Source organism: Hongsoonwoonella zoysiae (genome assembly GCF_013266695.1).
Lineage (GTDB): Bacteria > Pseudomonadota > Alphaproteobacteria > Rhizobiales > Stappiaceae > Hongsoonwoonella > Hongsoonwoonella zoysiae.
On sequence record NZ_JABRXF010000002.1, the window covers coordinates 322,693 to 338,369 of the forward strand.

The 15,677-nt window shown below is 62.6% G+C and carries 14 protein-coding genes; 11 read left to right on the plus strand and 3 right to left on the minus strand.

Annotated elements, in window-relative coordinates:
* Positions 1–37: 37 nt before the first annotated feature.
* From galE to HPQ64_RS12770, 3 genes are all read right to left on the minus strand, one after another.
* Entirely contained in the window at positions 38–1,030 is a 993-nt protein-coding gene (gene galE, locus HPQ64_RS12760; protein ID WP_172888885.1) for a UDP-glucose 4-epimerase GalE, read from the minus strand.
* 39 nt (positions 1,031–1,069) lie between these two features.
* The gene (gene glmU / locus HPQ64_RS12765) at positions 1,070–2,446 is read right to left on the minus strand and encodes a bifunctional UDP-N-acetylglucosamine diphosphorylase/glucosamine-1-phosphate N-acetyltransferase GlmU (RefSeq protein ID WP_172888886.1); all 1,377 of its coding nucleotides are present in this window, start codon (positions 2,444–2,446) and stop codon (positions 1,070–1,072) included.
* Positions 2,447–2,743: 297 nt separating this feature from the next.
* On the minus strand, positions 2,744–3,247 hold the full coding sequence (locus HPQ64_RS12770; protein ID WP_172888887.1) for a hypothetical protein: 504 nt from the start codon (positions 3,245–3,247) through the stop codon (positions 2,744–2,746).
* 538 nt (positions 3,248–3,785) lie between these two features.
* Here HPQ64_RS12770 and HPQ64_RS20810 point away from each other — a divergent pair.
* The 11 genes from HPQ64_RS20810 to HPQ64_RS12825 all read left to right on the plus strand — a co-directional run bounded on the left by HPQ64_RS20810 (position 3,786) and on the right by HPQ64_RS12825 (position 15,668).
* Entirely contained in the window at positions 3,786–4,049 is a 264-nt protein-coding gene (locus HPQ64_RS20810; RefSeq protein WP_172888888.1) for a DUF1488 family protein, read from the plus strand.
* 17 nt (positions 4,050–4,066) lie between these two features.
* Entirely contained in the window at positions 4,067–4,876 is an 810-nt protein-coding gene (locus HPQ64_RS12780) for a transglutaminase-like domain-containing protein (RefSeq protein WP_172888889.1), read from the plus strand.
* A gap of 126 nt (positions 4,877–5,002) precedes the next feature.
* Positions 5,003–5,866 (plus strand): alpha/beta fold hydrolase, encoded by an 864-nt coding sequence (locus tag HPQ64_RS12785; protein ID WP_172888890.1) that lies wholly within the window; start codon positions 5,003–5,005, stop codon positions 5,864–5,866.
* A 254-nt stretch (positions 5,867–6,120) separates the two neighbouring features.
* Positions 6,121–7,269, plus strand: coding sequence for an iron-containing alcohol dehydrogenase (locus HPQ64_RS12790; RefSeq protein ID WP_172888891.1), 1,149 nt, complete (start codon positions 6,121–6,123; stop codon positions 7,267–7,269).
* Between the two features lie 177 nt (positions 7,270–7,446).
* Positions 7,447–8,367: a LysR substrate-binding domain-containing protein gene (locus HPQ64_RS12795; RefSeq protein ID WP_172888892.1), complete on the plus strand. Its 921-nt coding sequence runs from the start codon at positions 7,447–7,449 to the stop codon at positions 8,365–8,367.
* Positions 8,368–8,394: 27 nt separating this feature from the next.
* On the plus strand, positions 8,395–9,237 hold the full coding sequence (locus tag HPQ64_RS12800; RefSeq protein ID WP_246270703.1) for a GNAT family N-acetyltransferase: 843 nt from the start codon (positions 8,395–8,397) through the stop codon (positions 9,235–9,237).
* A gap of 14 nt (positions 9,238–9,251) precedes the next feature.
* On the plus strand, positions 9,252–10,439 hold the full coding sequence (locus HPQ64_RS12805; protein ID WP_172888894.1) for an amidase: 1,188 nt from the start codon (positions 9,252–9,254) through the stop codon (positions 10,437–10,439).
* A gap of 109 nt (positions 10,440–10,548) precedes the next feature.
* Complete coding sequence (locus HPQ64_RS12810) at positions 10,549–11,808, plus strand: sarcosine oxidase subunit beta family protein (RefSeq protein WP_172888895.1); 1,260 nt, start codon at positions 10,549–10,551, stop codon at positions 11,806–11,808.
* Between the two features lie 11 nt (positions 11,809–11,819).
* On the plus strand, positions 11,820–12,110 hold the full coding sequence (locus HPQ64_RS12815) for a sarcosine oxidase subunit delta (RefSeq protein ID WP_172888896.1): 291 nt from the start codon (positions 11,820–11,822) through the stop codon (positions 12,108–12,110).
* Positions 12,107–15,079, plus strand: a complete 2,973-nt coding sequence (locus HPQ64_RS12820; RefSeq protein ID WP_172888897.1) for a sarcosine oxidase subunit alpha family protein — start codon at positions 12,107–12,109, stop codon at positions 15,077–15,079. The genes HPQ64_RS12815 and HPQ64_RS12820 overlap by 4 nt, the downstream gene beginning before the upstream one ends.
* Complete coding sequence (locus tag HPQ64_RS12825; RefSeq protein ID WP_172888898.1) at positions 15,072–15,668, plus strand: sarcosine oxidase subunit gamma; 597 nt, start codon at positions 15,072–15,074, stop codon at positions 15,666–15,668. Before HPQ64_RS12820 ends, HPQ64_RS12825 begins: the two co-directional genes overlap by 8 nt.
* Positions 15,669–15,677: the final 9 nt, after the last annotated feature.

Genomic DNA, 15,677 nt, shown 5'->3' on the forward strand with positions numbered 1-15,677 from the left:
GACGAGCCTACTCCGCGGCCTGGAAGCGGGGATAAATTCACCCCCGCCGATTGCGCTTCGACAACTTATCCTCCCATGCCAGCGCATGGGTTACGATCACCTCCAGATCGTCGTAGGCGGGCCTCCAGCCAAGCTCGGAACGGATCAGCGACGGATCGGCGACGACCTTCGGGCTGTCGCCGGGACGCCGGCCTTCCAGCCTGACCGGAAAGTCGCGCCCTGACACGCGCCGGACGGTATCGACAACCTCAAGCACGGAGAAACCGCGCCCGTAACCGCAGTTCATCGTCAAGCTGGAGCCAGCGTCCCTGAGACGGTCCAGCGCAAGCTTGTGGGCGGCGACAAGGTCGCTCACGTGGATGTAGTCGCGAAGCGCGGTTCCGTCCGGCGTGTCGTAGTCCGTGCCGAAAATGGAAAGGCCGGAGCGCTTGCCGAGCGCGGCTTCACCGGCAACCTTGATGAGATGGGTGGCGCCTGCGGTGGATTGGCCTGTCCGCCCGTCCGGATCGGCACCCGCCACATTGAAATACCGCAAGGCGGTGTAACGGAAGGGATGCGCATTTGCGGTGTCGCGCAACATCAACTCGGTCATGAGCTTTGACGTGCCATAGGGCGACAGCGGCGCAAGCGGCGCGTTTTCGGCCACTGGAACCGTTTCCGGGTCCCCGTAGACGGCGGCGGTCGACGAGAAGATGAACTTGTCGACGCCGGCGGCAACGCAGGCCTCGATCAGATTGCGGGAGGCGCAGGTGTTGTTGCGATAGTATTTCAGCGGATCGGCAACGGATTCGGGTACGACGATGGACCCTGCGAAATGGATCACCGCATCGACGGCATATTCCTTAAGCACACGGCCGATCAGGGCCACGTCGCCGACATCGCCGCGCACGAGCGGGGCGTCACCGGGAAGCGCCCAGTCGAAGCCGGTTACCAGATTGTCGACGACGACGACCGCTTCGCCCGCATCCTTCAACGCCCAGACCATGTGGCTGCCGATGTAACCGGCCCCGCCGGTAACGAGAACGGTCATGATGAAACCCCTGAAGGAAGAATCGATGCGAACTTACGATCACCCTTTCTGTCGGGCTTGCTTCTCCTTTGCAAGGCGGGCACGGATTTCGGCCGCCCGTCCGGGCTTCTCGCTTTGTCTTGCACGGCCAAGGGCGAGAGCGTCGGCGGCGACGTCCTTGGTAATCACGCTGCCGGCGGCTGTATAGGCGCCGTCACCAATGGAAACGGGAGCGACGAGCGTGGCGTTCGACCCGATGAAGGCGCCTGCGCCAATGTCGGTGTGATGCTTCAGGAAGCCATCGTAATTGCAGGTGATCGTACCGGCGCCGACGTTGGCTTTCGCGCCGACGCGGGCATCGCCGATATAGCTCAGATGATTGACCTTCGCGCCGGTCTCGATCGTGGCGTTCTTGATCTCCACGAAATTGCCGATATGCGCCGTCTCGCCGATGCGAGCGCCGGGCCGCAGGCGAGCGTAGGGGCCGACGGTCGCGCCGCGCGCCACATGCGCACCCTCAAGATGGCTGAAGGCGCGGATGCGCGCGCCGCTCTCAACGGTAACGCCGGTTGCGAAGACGACGTTGGGCTCCACCGTCACATCAGGCGCAAGGCGGGTGTCATGGGAGAAGAACACCGTCTCGGGGGCGATGAGGCTGACGCCGGAGGCCATCGCCTGCTCACGGCAAAGCTTCTGGAAGACGGCTTCAACCGCGGCGAGCTGTCCACGCGTGTTGATGCCTTGGACTTCCCATTCGGGCGCGGTTTCGGTTTCAAGGCGAAGGCCGCGCGCGTGGGCAATCTCTATGGCGTCGGTGAGGTAATATTCACCCTTGGCGTTGTCATTGCCGATCGCGTTCACGAGATCGGAAAAGTGCTCGCCACGAAAGGCCATAATGCCGGAATTACAGAGAGTTATCGCCTTTTCCGGATTCGACGCGTCACGCTCTTCACGGATCGCGACAAGACGGTCGCCTTCCTTCACCAGACGCCCGTAGCCGAAAGGGTCCGCAGCCTCAAAGCCGAGGACGACGATATCGACGCCATCCTCAAGGCGCGTCTTCACGCGCCGAATGGTTTCCGGCGAGACAAGGGGCGCGTCTCCCAGCAGGACGAGGACGTGATCCGGCGTATCGCGGTATGCGGCTTCGGCGGCGCGCACGGCATGGGCGGTGCCAAGCCGCTCTTCCTGGACATGGCAGGTGGCGGAAGACGAGATGTCGCCGACAAGCTTCGCAAGGTCATCCATATCCGGGCCGATGACGACGGCAGCACGCCCGACATCCGCCGCTTCAACCGCCTTCAGCACATGGCCGACGAGCGGCAGGCCGCCCACTTCGTGCATGACCTTCGGCCTGTTGGACTTCATGCGGGTGCCGAGGCCGGCCGCAAGGACGATGGCAAGGGTCGACGATGCGGGAAAGGAGGACGCGGACATGAAGGAACCCCGGAGCAGGAAAACGCTCCGCGTTTCTTGGCCGGGTGACGGTGCGACGTCAAGTGGGAAGGGCGCGGGAAGCTGCGAAGAAGCAGTCGCTTATACCGACCAGAGCGGATTGTTTTAATTCAGCCTGATTGCAGGAATTGGACTGTACAAAGGGTCCTCGCCGTTTCAGGCCCGCCAAGGCACGCAATACCTTTGCTCTCCAGCGGGCCATCGACGGTGTATCCAAAGTATCTGGATATGTTCCAGTATTTTTCGTGCGGACGCAGTGTTTGCACAACGGGGCTGAAGTCACGAATTTCTATTTTCCGACCGCCGATGAATGAAGCGGCCAAAGTATCCTTTCAGAAGCAGCCGCCATCCGGCAGGCACGGGTTCGACCGGAAATTCCGGTCGAGACGCCTTGCGCTGCCGCGAATTATCGGAATTCGTCAGCATCGTTCGCGTCATTGAATCGGCTGCGTTCAAGCCCTTCATCACCTGTCCGCCAATCGTTGCGGGCACACCGGTGAAGACATGATAGATCGTCCAGGTTCCGTCGCCTTCGATGCGTCGGCCATATATGCTGTATTCCGAGTCATGATCGGAGGCGCCCCCGTCATCATCCCACCGCTCCAGACCGGCCGCGGCAGGGAAGATGGATCGGACAAACCTCTTGTGAAGTTGCGCTTGTCGCTCAGCGAAAATCGGTTCGCCATCGGGCAAACCGCCGGACAGGGCGTATTGCCGTGCGCATGCCGGCCCTTCGGCCGGTTCAATGCATTCCCGTTTACTGCCGCGCCCCTGCGGCTCCATCGTGCCTGCGCCCTTGAACGATAGCCGTAAGAGTGGGGCGGCGATCAGGCGCTGTACTCTCGTCGGCATGATAAGGTCCTCATGGTGGCGGTCACGGAAAGGGGTTCAGCTCCACGTCTCGGTCGCAAAAAACACTCGATCGAAATCACACGCGCCAGGTCGTTTCGACGTGGATTGCCACAGGTATCGAATTCGGAGAATGAAAATCGGTCCTGCCGGTGCCAGGACGGTGAGAGCAGAACGATAGTAAATCTCTAAGTTCATAAATTTGATGATGTTCTTCAATTGGGGTTTTATAAAGGCCGTATTTCTATTTCATTAAAAACATAATTTAAAAAATTAAAACTCACTATAGAGATGTTTATTGGGCATTTAAAATATGTTATAATGAGAAATATATTCTTTTTGAAGATGAATTATACTCCAATATACGGCTTTTGACCGAATTATTTTTGTAAGAGCGGGCCTGTTTTCGCAGACGGAAGGCACGCCCGCACAAGGCGGCGAGCAGGCGTCGCGACCAGGAAGGCGACAAAATATGTTAAGATTTGGAAACTCAGGCCGTAGCTACGATCCCGTACTGCGTCGGATCCATTTCGTAGGCCACGATGATGAGAAGGAAATCCCGTTCGCAGTCGATGTTAGTGCGCTGAAAGTTGTCCAATCGAAAGATTCCGTCTCCGAAAAATTATATCTGAAGGCCTTTGATAAGAAGCGAAGGACGATAAACGAAGTAGCTAGGGAAGCGTATTGCAATTGCGAAAAGACAATATACCTGCTTACTTCGGTTGACTTTCGATAAGGAACGTCGAGATACCCATGCTAATCAGATATGGCTATGAAATTACACTAAATTGCCTGCAACCGACCGCTATGGTCTGCCTTCTTTCGGTGCATGAAGACCGCAAGGCGGATATTCGCGTGCCCGAGAAACTTTACTTCACACCTGACATTCCGAGCACGACCTATCATGACATGTTCGGAAACCGTTGCCGGCGTTTCGTGGCGCCCGCGGGCGACCTGACGCTGTGGGGCGATGCGACGATCGAGGACGATGAACAACTCGACCCCGAAGATTGGGGAGCTGTCGAAACCCCGGTTGCCGATCTTCCGGACGATTGTCTCGTCTACCTGATGGGCAGCCGGTATTGCGAGACCGACCGGTTAAGCCAGATCGCATGGGACATGTTCGGGACGACGCCTCCGGGATGGGGGCGTGTTCAGAAAATCTGTGACTTTGTCCATGGCCACATCCATTTCGACTACATGCAGGCAAGGGCAACGCGAACCGCTTTCGAGGCATTCAATGAACGCGTCGGCGTCTGTCGCGATTTCGCCCATCTTGCAGTAGCGCTGTGCCGCTGCCTGAATATCCCGGCACGCTACGTCAACGGCCATCTGGGCGATATCGGCGTGCCGGTGGTCGATCCCATGGATTTCTCAGCCTGGATGGAGGTCTATCTTGGCGGCCGGTGGTATACGTTCGATCCGCGCAACAATGCGCGGCGCATTGGCAGGATCGTCATCGCGCGCGGCCGGGATGCAACCGACATCCCCCTCATCAATTCGTTCGGCCCGCACATTCTGAAGTCCTTCCGTGTATGGACTTACGAGGTGGCGAGTATTTGAAGAGGCTGCGGGCCCGCGACTGCCGGCTTTTTGTCTGTCGCAGACAACAGCGAGCCTGAAGACCGCCGCGTCAATCGCCATCGGCCGGGAAGGGGCCAGCGGCAGACGCGCCGGAGGAGGGTTTCGATGATCCGGGACAAGGCCGCTCTTGATCGCCATCGCCGGGACGTTTACACGAATGACGGCGTGCGTCTGAGCGTGATCGATACGGGCCACGGCCAGCCGTTCCTGATACTGCCGGCATGGTCCAACGCCGCTATCGAATATTGGCGCCAGATCGACGATTTCGCGCGGGACCACCGGGTTATCGCGGTCGATATGCGCGGCCATGGAGCATCGGAAAAATGCGAGCACGGCTATCGCGTGAGCCGTCTCGCGGCCGATCTCGAAGATTTGCTGAGTGAACTGGATGTCACCGACGCTGTCGTCATGGGCCATTCCATGGGGTGCTCGGTGATCTGGGCCTATCTCGACCTCTTCGGGCCGGAGAAGCTTGCGAGGCTCATCCTCGTCGACCAGGCGGCGACACAACTCATCCAGCCCTGGTGGACGCGGCAGGAACAGCTTGATTACGGCTGCTGCAACACCATCGAAGACATTTTCGACTTGTGCGCGGACCTGGCGGGTCCGGCAGGTGAACAAAAGACGCGCGATCTGTTTTTGGGGCTTTTTACATCGGGTTTTCCCGCCGAGGAGGCCGAGGCAATCGTGGAGGAGGTGCTGAAGATGCCGCGTCGCCACGCCGCCGCGCTGATGCTCGATCATGCGCCGCGCGACTGGCGGGACGTCATATCCCGCATCGAACTTCCCACGCTGGTCGTCGGCGCGCGAAAGAGCGTTTTTCCGGCAGAATCGCAGGAATGGATCGCCAGCCGGATACCGGGCGCCGCCCTTGAAATCTTCGAGGAGGCGGACGGCGGATCGCATTTCATGTGCATGGAGAACGCCGGGCGGTTCAATGCGGTCGTGCGAGGTTTTCTCGCGAATTGAGGCGGGTGCGCTCCACCTGCCGTGCCGTATCCGGTGCATGGTCTGGCCTGGCCTCTGTTCCCCCAACAGTTTTTCGCATGGGGCAATCGACTTTTTGCATTTCGGCCTTCAGGTGAATGCGGCTTAGCATCTCCCATATGACGCGGCATTGGTTCGAGACGAAGCGGCGTCGATAACCAGTGCGCGGATTGGAACGCGCCGGAACCAGAGGGGGCAGGGCCTGTGCGCTCACGGGGGCTTTGTCTTGACGCCAGATGTCGAGCTTTTCCTTGAACGCCGTGCCGGGCATCGTCTCCGGCGCCGGCAAGGTCGAAGACCTTGGCCGGATACTGCATGACCTGAGGCTTGGAACCTGCAGCGTTTTTCTTGTCGCCGATCCGGGGCTGACGCACCTTGGGATGACGAAGCGCGTTGCAGAGATCATGAAGGACGCCGGTCATAGGGTCGTCACCTTTGCCGACATCAAGAGCGACCCCAGCGAGGCGCAGGTGCGTGCGGCGGTCGCCACGGCGCGCGAGAAGGGGGCGGAGGCCATCGTCTGCCTCGGCGGCGGATCGGCGCTTGACGCGGGCAAGCTGATCGCCTCGCTGATCGGTGCGCAGGGTGACGTTTCCGACTATCGTCTTGGCGCGAGCCCGCTTCCCGTGGCGCGGGTCCCGCTCGTCTGCGTGCCGACGACGGCGGGAACGGGATCGGAGGCAACCGCCGTTTCCATCGTCTCCGGCGAGGACGGTTCGAAATACTGGTTCTGGGCGCCTTCGCTGAAGCCCGACGCCGTCGTCCTCGACCCGGAGCTGACGACGGGCCTGCCCGCGCATCTGACAGCCGCCTGCGGCATCGACGCGATCGTGCACGCAATGGAGGCTGCGACGAACGCCAATGCTTTCGAGACGAACAACCGCGTTTGCCTCGACGCGATCAACCTCGGCGCGCGGCACCTGCCGACCGCCGTTTCCGAGCCGAACAACATCGGGGCGCGGGCCGGGATGCTGCTTTCGGCGACATATGCGGGCATCGGCATCGACAATGCGGGAACGGGAATCGCCCATAATGTCGCCCATGCGCTCGGCAGCCTGGTGCCGATCCACCACGGGCGGGCGGTGGCTGTCGCCATGTGCGCGACGCTCTGCTGGTCGATGGAAAAGGACAAGCTGCGCTATACGGACGTAGCGCGCGCCTTTGGCTGCGAGCGTACCGGCGAACTGCCGATGTCTTTCGCAGCCTTCGTGCGCAGGCTCGGCATCACGATGAACCTGGAAGAGGAACTTCCCTTTCTGGCTCCGAGCCGGCTGGCCGAACAGATGGCAAGGCCCGAGAACGCGGCGATGCGCGCCGCAAGCTACCGGGAAGCGAGTGACGACGACCTTCTGCTTCTGGCCGAACGGACGCTGGCCTTCCGCTGACGGGATGGCCGCTGATCCCGTGCAGTCGCGCAAGGAAGGGCGGAAGAGCGCAGCGGCCGTCTTGCCCGATCCCGCGCATATCGAACTTGCAGTCCCATCGCGCTTCTCATTTCCAGAACCAAGGCTTAGTGTTTCCACTTAAGAGATTCACTTCCGCCGCATGAGAGCGCCTTTTCGATGTCGACGACCATCGACCGCCGCAGACTGCCGCTCAACTCGCTGCGCGCCTTCGAGGCGGCGGCGAGGCACATGAGCTTCACCCGCGCAGCGGAGGCGCTCGGCGTTACCCAAAGCGCGGTGAGCCGGCACGTGCTGAACCTGGAAGAGGTGGTCGGCGTTGCGCTCTTCGACAGGCGGGGCTCCATGCTGGCGCTGACCGATTCCGGACAGTACCTGCTTTCCCACGTCACGCCCTCCTTCGACAGGCTCATCAAGGCGCTTGACGGCATACAGGGGCAGGACCGGGGCGGGATGCTGCGCATCGCGCTGCCGCCGTCCTTCGCCTTCAGGTGGGCGAGCCCGATCATCGAGGCGTGCCGGAGCGAGGGCAACATCCGCGTCGAGATCGAAACGCCCTATGAAATGGTCGACCTCGACCATACGAACCACGACGTTGCGGTCGTCTTCTCGCGTCCAAAGGCGACGAGCGAGGTGATGGACCTCCTTTGGATGGAGGAACTGACGCTGATCTGCCGGCCCGACCAGGTGGAGGGCATGGGCGAGCCGGACCTGAACGAAATGCTCAAGCGCCATGCTGTCGTCCACGTGCGGAACGCCGGCGGGCGGCATTCCGCCTGGAGGCATTTCCTGCGCGAAATGGGGATGGACATCAACATCAATGACGGGCTCGTGTTCGACACCGCGCATCTGGCGCTCGAATTCGTCATGCGCGAAGGCGGGCTGATCGTCGCCGACCGGCATCTGGCGCATGACGACATCGAGGCGGGCAGGCTGGTCGCACCCTTCGAGGGCACGTCGGAATCCGGTTTCGGCTATTTCATGCTGTTCCGCCCCGAGGATATGCAGCGCGAGGCGGTACAGTTCTTCCGAAGACGGATGGTGGAGCGCTTTGCGAACGCGACGCGCCAATCGGCTTGAGGAGGTTCTAAAATGGGAGGAGGCGCCATGACCGTAGAATACCGGCGAATGACGCGCGCCGATCTCAACCTCGCGATCGACTGGGCGGCAAGCGAAGGCTGGAACCCGGGACAGGACGACGGCGACCCTTTCTTCGCCGCCGACAGAAGCGGATTTCACATGGCGACCATGGACGGGGAGCCGGCGGCGGTGATTTCCGCCGTGCGATATGGAAAGACCTACGCCTTCATCGGATTTTACATCGCCAGACCGGAGCATCGTGGCAAGGGCATAGGCCGGGGCCTGTGGAGCTATGCCATGGAAACGCTCAAAGACCGGGTCATCGGCCTCGACGGCGTGGTGGAGCAGCAGGGAAACTATGCGAAATCCGGGTTTGAGCTTGCCCACCGAAACATCCGCATGAGCGGAATTTCGATCACCGATACGCCAATGGACCCGAGGATCTCGATGATCGGGCGCGGGCTCTACCCGAGTGTGAGAGACTACGACCGGCCGTTTTTTCCCGACGACCGCGAAGCGTTTCTTGCCGCGTGGCTGATGCCTGAGGAAAACCGACGCGGCTTCGCCCTTGTCGAGGATGGCGAGGTGAGGGGCTACGGCGTCATCCGTGCCTGCCTCGACGGGTTCAAGATCGGGCCGCTTTTCGCCGACACGGAAGCGGTGGCGGATACGCTTTTTCGCGCGCTTGCCGGCATGGTGCGGGGGCAGGAGGTGACCCTCGATATTCCGGAGACGAACAGGGCGGCTGAGGCGCTTGCCGAACGCTATGAGCTTTCGCCCGTCTTCGAGACCGCCCGCATGTATCGCGGCCCACGGCCCGACCTTCCGCTGAAAAGAACCTTCGGCATCACGACATTCGAACTCGGATAAAAACAGGACATTAAATGCTGCCGCAACTCGACCGTTACCGCGCCTTCCTGCCTTACCCTTCTGCCGATGTGCCGTCATCCGCCGAAGGACCATTGAAAGGCCTGCGGCTTGCGGTGAAGGATCTCTTCGACGTCGCGGGCTATCCGACCGGCTGCGGCAACCCCTTGATGCTGGCCGCAAGCGGCACCAAGACGACGCATGCGCCCGCTGTTGCCAAGCTCCTGTCGGCAGGCGCGGAATTCTGCGGCAAGACGCATACGGACGAGCTTGCATGGTCGCTTTACGGAGTGAATGCGCATTTCGGAACGCCGGTCAATCCGGCGGCACCCGAGCACATTCCCGGCGGTTCCTCGTCCGGATCGGCGGCGGCTGTTGCAGGACATCTGGCGGATATCGCGCTTGGCACGGACACGGGCGGATCGGTGCGCGCGCCGGCGAGCTTCTGCGGTATCTGGGGCATCCGCCCGACGCATGCGCGCCTGCCGCTGGACGGCTGCATGCCGCTGGCGCCGAGTTGGGACGCTTGCGGCTTCTTCGCGCGCGACGGCGAGACTATGGAGCGTGTCGCCAATGTCATGTTCGAGGTGGACAAGACGCCGCTCAAGGATCCGCGCCTGCTCGTTCCCGAAGACATGCTCGACGGGATCGAGGCGGAAGGGCGCAGGCTGATCGAGACGGCTATCCAGCATATCGAGCGGTGGCGGGGGAAACTTGAGCGGGTCAACGTCTACCGGGGCGAGCGGGAAGCGATCTATACGGCGTTCCGCGAAATACAGGCGGCGGAAGTGCTCGGCGTTCACGGGGACTGGGTGGAGCGTTACCGTCCGCCGCTCGGCCCCGGCATCGCGGAACGTTTCGACTTCGCGCGCGGTGTTACGAAGGAAGCGCTCAGGCATTCCCAGGAACGGCGCGCAGACCTTGTCCGCCATCTCGACGAGATCATCGAGGCGGACGGCGTGCTGGTCGCGCCGGTGGTGCATGATGCGCCACTGCGGCGCGATGACGGTCCGGCGAAATTCGACAGTTACCGGCACGACGCCATGAAGTTACTCTGCGTATCCGGCCACACCGGCCTGCCGCAGGTGGTCTTCCCGCTGGGGCGGGTGCATGGCGCGCCCTTCGGCCTGTCGCTGATCGGACCCAAGGGTGCGGACCTTTCGCTGATCTCGCTTGCGCGCGAGATTGCTGAAATCGCGGGCTGACGTTTCCTGTTTTCGTGTCGGATATGGAAAAGAGGCGGACGCAAACAGGCCATTGGGTAATGATCTCCCGCAGGCTAGGGTCGGCAGACAGGTACTGGCAGCAGGTGATATGCAGCGCTACTCGATCTTCTCGCTCGTCAAGCACGCGCTTTCCGGCCACAAACATTGGCAGCCGGCGTGGCGCAAGCCCGACCCGAAGACGGAATACGACGTCATCATCATAGGTGGCGGCGGCCACGGCCTTGCGACCGCATATTATCTTGCCAAAGAGCACGGCATCAGGAACGTCGCGGTGCTGGAGAAGGGGTGGCTCGGCTCCGGCAACATCGGCCGCAACACGACGATCGTACGTTCCAACTACATGCTGCCGAAAAACAATCGCTTCTACGAGTGGTCGCTGAAGCTCTGGGAAGGGCTGTCGCAGGAACTCAACTACAACGTCATGTTCTCCCAGCGCGGGGTCTTGAACCTTGCCCATTCGCCGGCGCAGATGGACGCCTTCGCCAGGCGCGGCAATTCGCTGCGGATCGAGGGGGCGGATGCGGACCTGCTCGACCGTGACGAGGTGGCGCGCTTAGTGCCCGGCCTCGACGTTTCCGCGTCGACTAGATTTCCGATCCACGGCGGGCTGTTGCAGCGCCGCGCGGGAACGGCGCGCCATGATGCGGTTGCCTGGGGGTTCGCGCGCGGGGCGGATGCGCTGGGCGTCGATATAATCGAGAACTGCGAGGTAACAGGCTTTCAGAAAGACGGCGACCGGGTGATAGGGGTCGAGACGACGCGCGGGCCGATCAGGGCGAGGAAGATCGGCGTGGTGGTTGCCGGAAGCACGTCCGAGGTGATGCGCCGGGCGGGCGTGGAGCGCCTTCCCATCGAAAGCCACGTGCTGCAGGCCTTCGTCTCGGAACCGCTCAAGCCTTTCATCGACAGCGTCGTCACCTTCGGCGCCGGGCATCTTTATATCTCGCAGTCCGACAAGGGCGGGCTCGTTTTCGGCGGCAGCCTCGACGGCTACAACTCCTATGCGCAGCGTGGAAACCTGCCGCTGGTGGAAGAGGTGATGAGCGAGGTCGCCACCATGTTCCCGGCGATCAGGCGCATCAGGCTGCTTCGAAGTTGGGGCGGCATCATGGACATGTCGATGGACGGCAGCCCGATCATCACCACCGGGCCGCTGCCGGGCATGTATCTGAACGCCGGATGGTGCTACGGCGGCTTCAAGGCCACGCCCGGATCCGGCTGGTGTTTCGCCTGGACGATCGCGAAGGACGAGCCGCATCCGCTCAACGCCGCATTCACGCTCGACCGCTTTTACCAGGGGGCGGTGATCGACGAAGCCGGCCACGGCCCGTTCCCGCGCCTGCACTGACGAGAGCCTTCATGCTTATCCATTGCCCCGCCTGCGGACCGCGAAGCCACCACGAATTCACCTATGGCGGTGACGCGACCATCGTGCGTCCGGCCCCGGATGATACCGACATCGCCAGGTGGCAGGCCTTCGTCTACGACCGGGAAAACCCGCGGGGCGACCATCAGGAGCTATGGCACCACGTTTTCGGCTGCCGCCACTGGCTGAAGGTGACGCGGAACGTGACGACGCACGACATTTCCGCAGTCGAGCTGCTGGGGCCGCATGCGAAGGACGCGAATGCCGGGGAGGCCGGCAGATGAGCGGCTACAGGCTCGACAAGGGCGGCCTTCTGATCGACAGGACGAGGGAAGTCGCCTTCCGCTTCGACGGAAGGACACATGAGGGCTATGCGGGCGATACGCTCGCCTCGGCGCTGCTGGCGAGCGGGCAAACGCTTTTCGGCAGGTCGTTCAAATACCACCGTCCGCGCGGGCTTTATTCCGCCGGTCCCGAAGAACCCAACGCGCTGGTGGAACTGAGGCCGGGCCCGCACCAGGTGCCGAACACGCGCGCAACCATGGTGGAACTTCACGAGGGGCTGGAGGCGAACAGCCAGAACCGGTTTCCCTCGCTCGGCTTCGACGTCATGGCCGTCAACGACCGTTTGTCCCGGTTTCTGTCGGCGGGCTTTTACTACAAGACCTTCATGGGGACGGGGCAGCCCGTCTGGCATTTCTTCGAGCATTTCATCCGCAGGGCGGCGGGCCTTGGCAAGGCGAGCCACGAGGCCGACACCGACCGGTACGAGAAGACGAACACATTTACCGACGTGCTTGTCGTGGGTGCGGGACCCGCCGGGCTGATGGCCGCCAAAGCGGCGGCGGAGGCGGGCAAGCGCGTGCTGCTGGTGGATGAAAACGCGCAGGCCGGCGGCAGGCTCTGGGACGAGGGCGGCGAAATCGACGGAATGCCGACGCACGAATGGGCAAGGGCGGTGATCGCCAGCCTGGAGGTACGGGCGAATGTCACCATCCTGCTTCGAACCGCTGTTTACGGCTATTACGACGACAATATCCTGGGCGCTGCCGAGCGGGTGTCCGACCACAAGAAAACGCCCGACGCTTATGAGCCGCGACATCGCCACTGGACGATCCACGCGAAGAAGGTGGTGCTTGCGACGGGTGCTATCGAACGGCCCATCGCCTTTGCCGGCAATGATGCGCCGGGCGTGATGCTTGCTTCCGCGGGCCTTGCCTATGCAACGCGGCATGGCGTTGCGGCGGGGCGCAAGGTCGCGGTATTCGCCAACAACGACGGGGGCGCGCGTGCGGCGATTGCGCTTAGCGATCTCGGGGTCAATGTCGCCGCACTTGTCGACGCGCGGGCAAGCCTCGGCGAAGGGCTGACGGGCGCGCTGTCGGCACGCGGCGTAATGGTCTGGACCGGGTCCGCCGTGACGGGGACCAGGGGGCGGCGTGCACTGAAGGCCATCGACATCTCCGGCTATGACGCCGATCGGGGTGCGCTTGTCGGAGCGATGGAAACGATCCAGTGCGATGCGCTGCTCGTGTCCGGCGGGTGGACGCCGACAGTGCATCTGGCAAGCCAGGCGGGCGGACCGCCCGTGTTCGACGAGACGCTGCAGGCCTTTTTGCCGGGTGAGCCGCGCGAGGACTGGATCGCCTGCGGCAATGTGGCGGGCGAACTCAATCTTGCAAGCTGTATTACAAGCGGGACGAGGGCCGGGGCCGAAGCCGCCGGCGCGGTATTGCGCGAAGAGGAATTGCCGAAGGTGCACGGTGCCTGCGGCCCGGAAACGCCGTTACCCCTTTGGGAAGTGCCGGCGGCGGGCAAGGGCAAGGTCTTCGTCGACCTGCAGAACGACGTGACGGCGGAGGATGTTCGTCTTGCGGAGCGCGAAGGCTTCCGCTCCGTCGAGCACCTGAAACGCTACACCACGCTCGGCATGGCGGCTGACCAGGGCAAGACGTCCAACGTGAACGGGCTTGCGATCCTTGCCAGGGCGCGCGGACAGTCGATCCCGGAAGTGGGTACGACGCGCTTCCGCCCGCCGTATCAGCCGGTGCCGATCGGCGCGATCGCGGGCCGCGAGGCGGGCGAGCATCTGATGCCCGTCCGGCGCACGCCGATGCACGACTGGCATGAGGCGCACGGCGGGGAGATGATGGAAGCGGGCCTCTGGATGCGCCCGCAGATCTACCGCCGCGAGGGCGAAACGCTGGAACAGGCCTATGTGCGCGAGGCGCGCAACGTGCGCGAGAACGTCGGTATCGTCGACGTTTCGACGCTTGGAAAAATCGACGTGCAAGGGCCGGACGCCGCGAAATTCCTGGACCACATCTACACGAACGCCATGGCCAAGGTGAAGGTGGGCAAGGCACGCTACGGCCTAATGCTGCGGGAGGACGGAATACTCTTTGACGACGGCACTGCGTGGCGGCTCGGCGAGAACCACTATCTCGTGACCACCACGACGGCGGGGGCGGCGGCCGTGCTGGCCCATATGGAATATTATCTTTCGGTCGTATGGCCCGAACTGAAAGTGCATGTCGCTTCCGTTTCCGACCAATGGGCGGGAACGGCGGTCGCGGGCCCGAAGGCGCGGGCTCTGCTGGAGGCGGTTGTCAGGGATTGCGACCTTTCGCATGACGCCCTGCCGCAGATGGGCATCGCCGACGGGAAGATCGGCGAAATCGAAGTGAAGATCGCACGATTGTCCTTTTCCGGTGAACTGGCCTATGAGGTCTACAGCGGATGGAACGAAGGGCTTGCCGTCTGGAAGGCGCTATACGAGGCGGGGCTTCCCTTCGGCCTGATGCCCTACGGCATGGAAGCCATGGGCACGCTTCGCATCGAGAAGGGCCACGTCACGCATGCCGAAATGGACGGGCGCACTACCGCCGCCGACCTCGGCCTTGGCGCGCTCGCGGCGAAGCGCAAACCCTATGTCGGCAGCGCGATGCAGGACCGCCCTGCGCTCTGCGATCCCGACAGGGAGGTGATGGTGGGGCTTGTCTCGAAGGACGCAGAGCCAATACCCGCCGGAAGCCACCTCGTGAGCGACGACGGCAAGAGCCTCGGCCATGTGACGGCCTTCGCCTTCTCGCCCGCGAAGGAGACCTATATCGCGCTTGCGCTTTTGAAGCAGGGGCGGGAGCGGATCGGCGACACGCTGGAAGCCGCCTTCCAGTTGAAGGAGCGCAGCGTCACGGTGCAGGTCGTGGACCCCTGTTTCTACGACAAGGAGGGGAGCCGGCTCAATGGCTGATGCAGATTGGCCGAGGCTATTGGAACGGGCCAAACGCGGCGGGCGCGACCCGGAAGCGCTTGCCCTTCGCGAAGTGCTGATGGGTAGCATCTGCGAAGTCGCGAGCTGGCCCGACCGGCTGGAGGCAGTGGCGAGCGAGCTTGGCAGGACCTGCGGGCTGGAACTGCCGAAAGGCCCAGGCGGATTTACGGCGGGAAGCGGCATTCGCCTTTGCTGGCTCGCCTTCGGCAGGTTTCTCGTGATCTCCGAGGATGCTGCGACAACGGCTGCGCTGAAGGAGCGGATTTCAGCGTATGACGGATCGGTCGTCGACCTTCGCCATGCGCGCCACGGCGTGAGGATCGAAGGGGAAAAGGCGGCGGCCGTTCTCAACAAGGCGGTTGCCATCGACCTTCACCTTGCCGCCTTTCCGCCAGGCGCCCTTGCGCAGGCGCCAGTCCATCACATTCCGGTGCTGATCCTGCGCATCGACGAAACGCGATTCGATATTTTCGCGCCTTCGAGCCTTGCGCGGTCTTTCGCGGAATGGCTGGAAGATGCGTCACTTGAGTTCGGCTACCGCGTGAGCGGGACGGCGGGCCTCGACTGACCGGTGGAC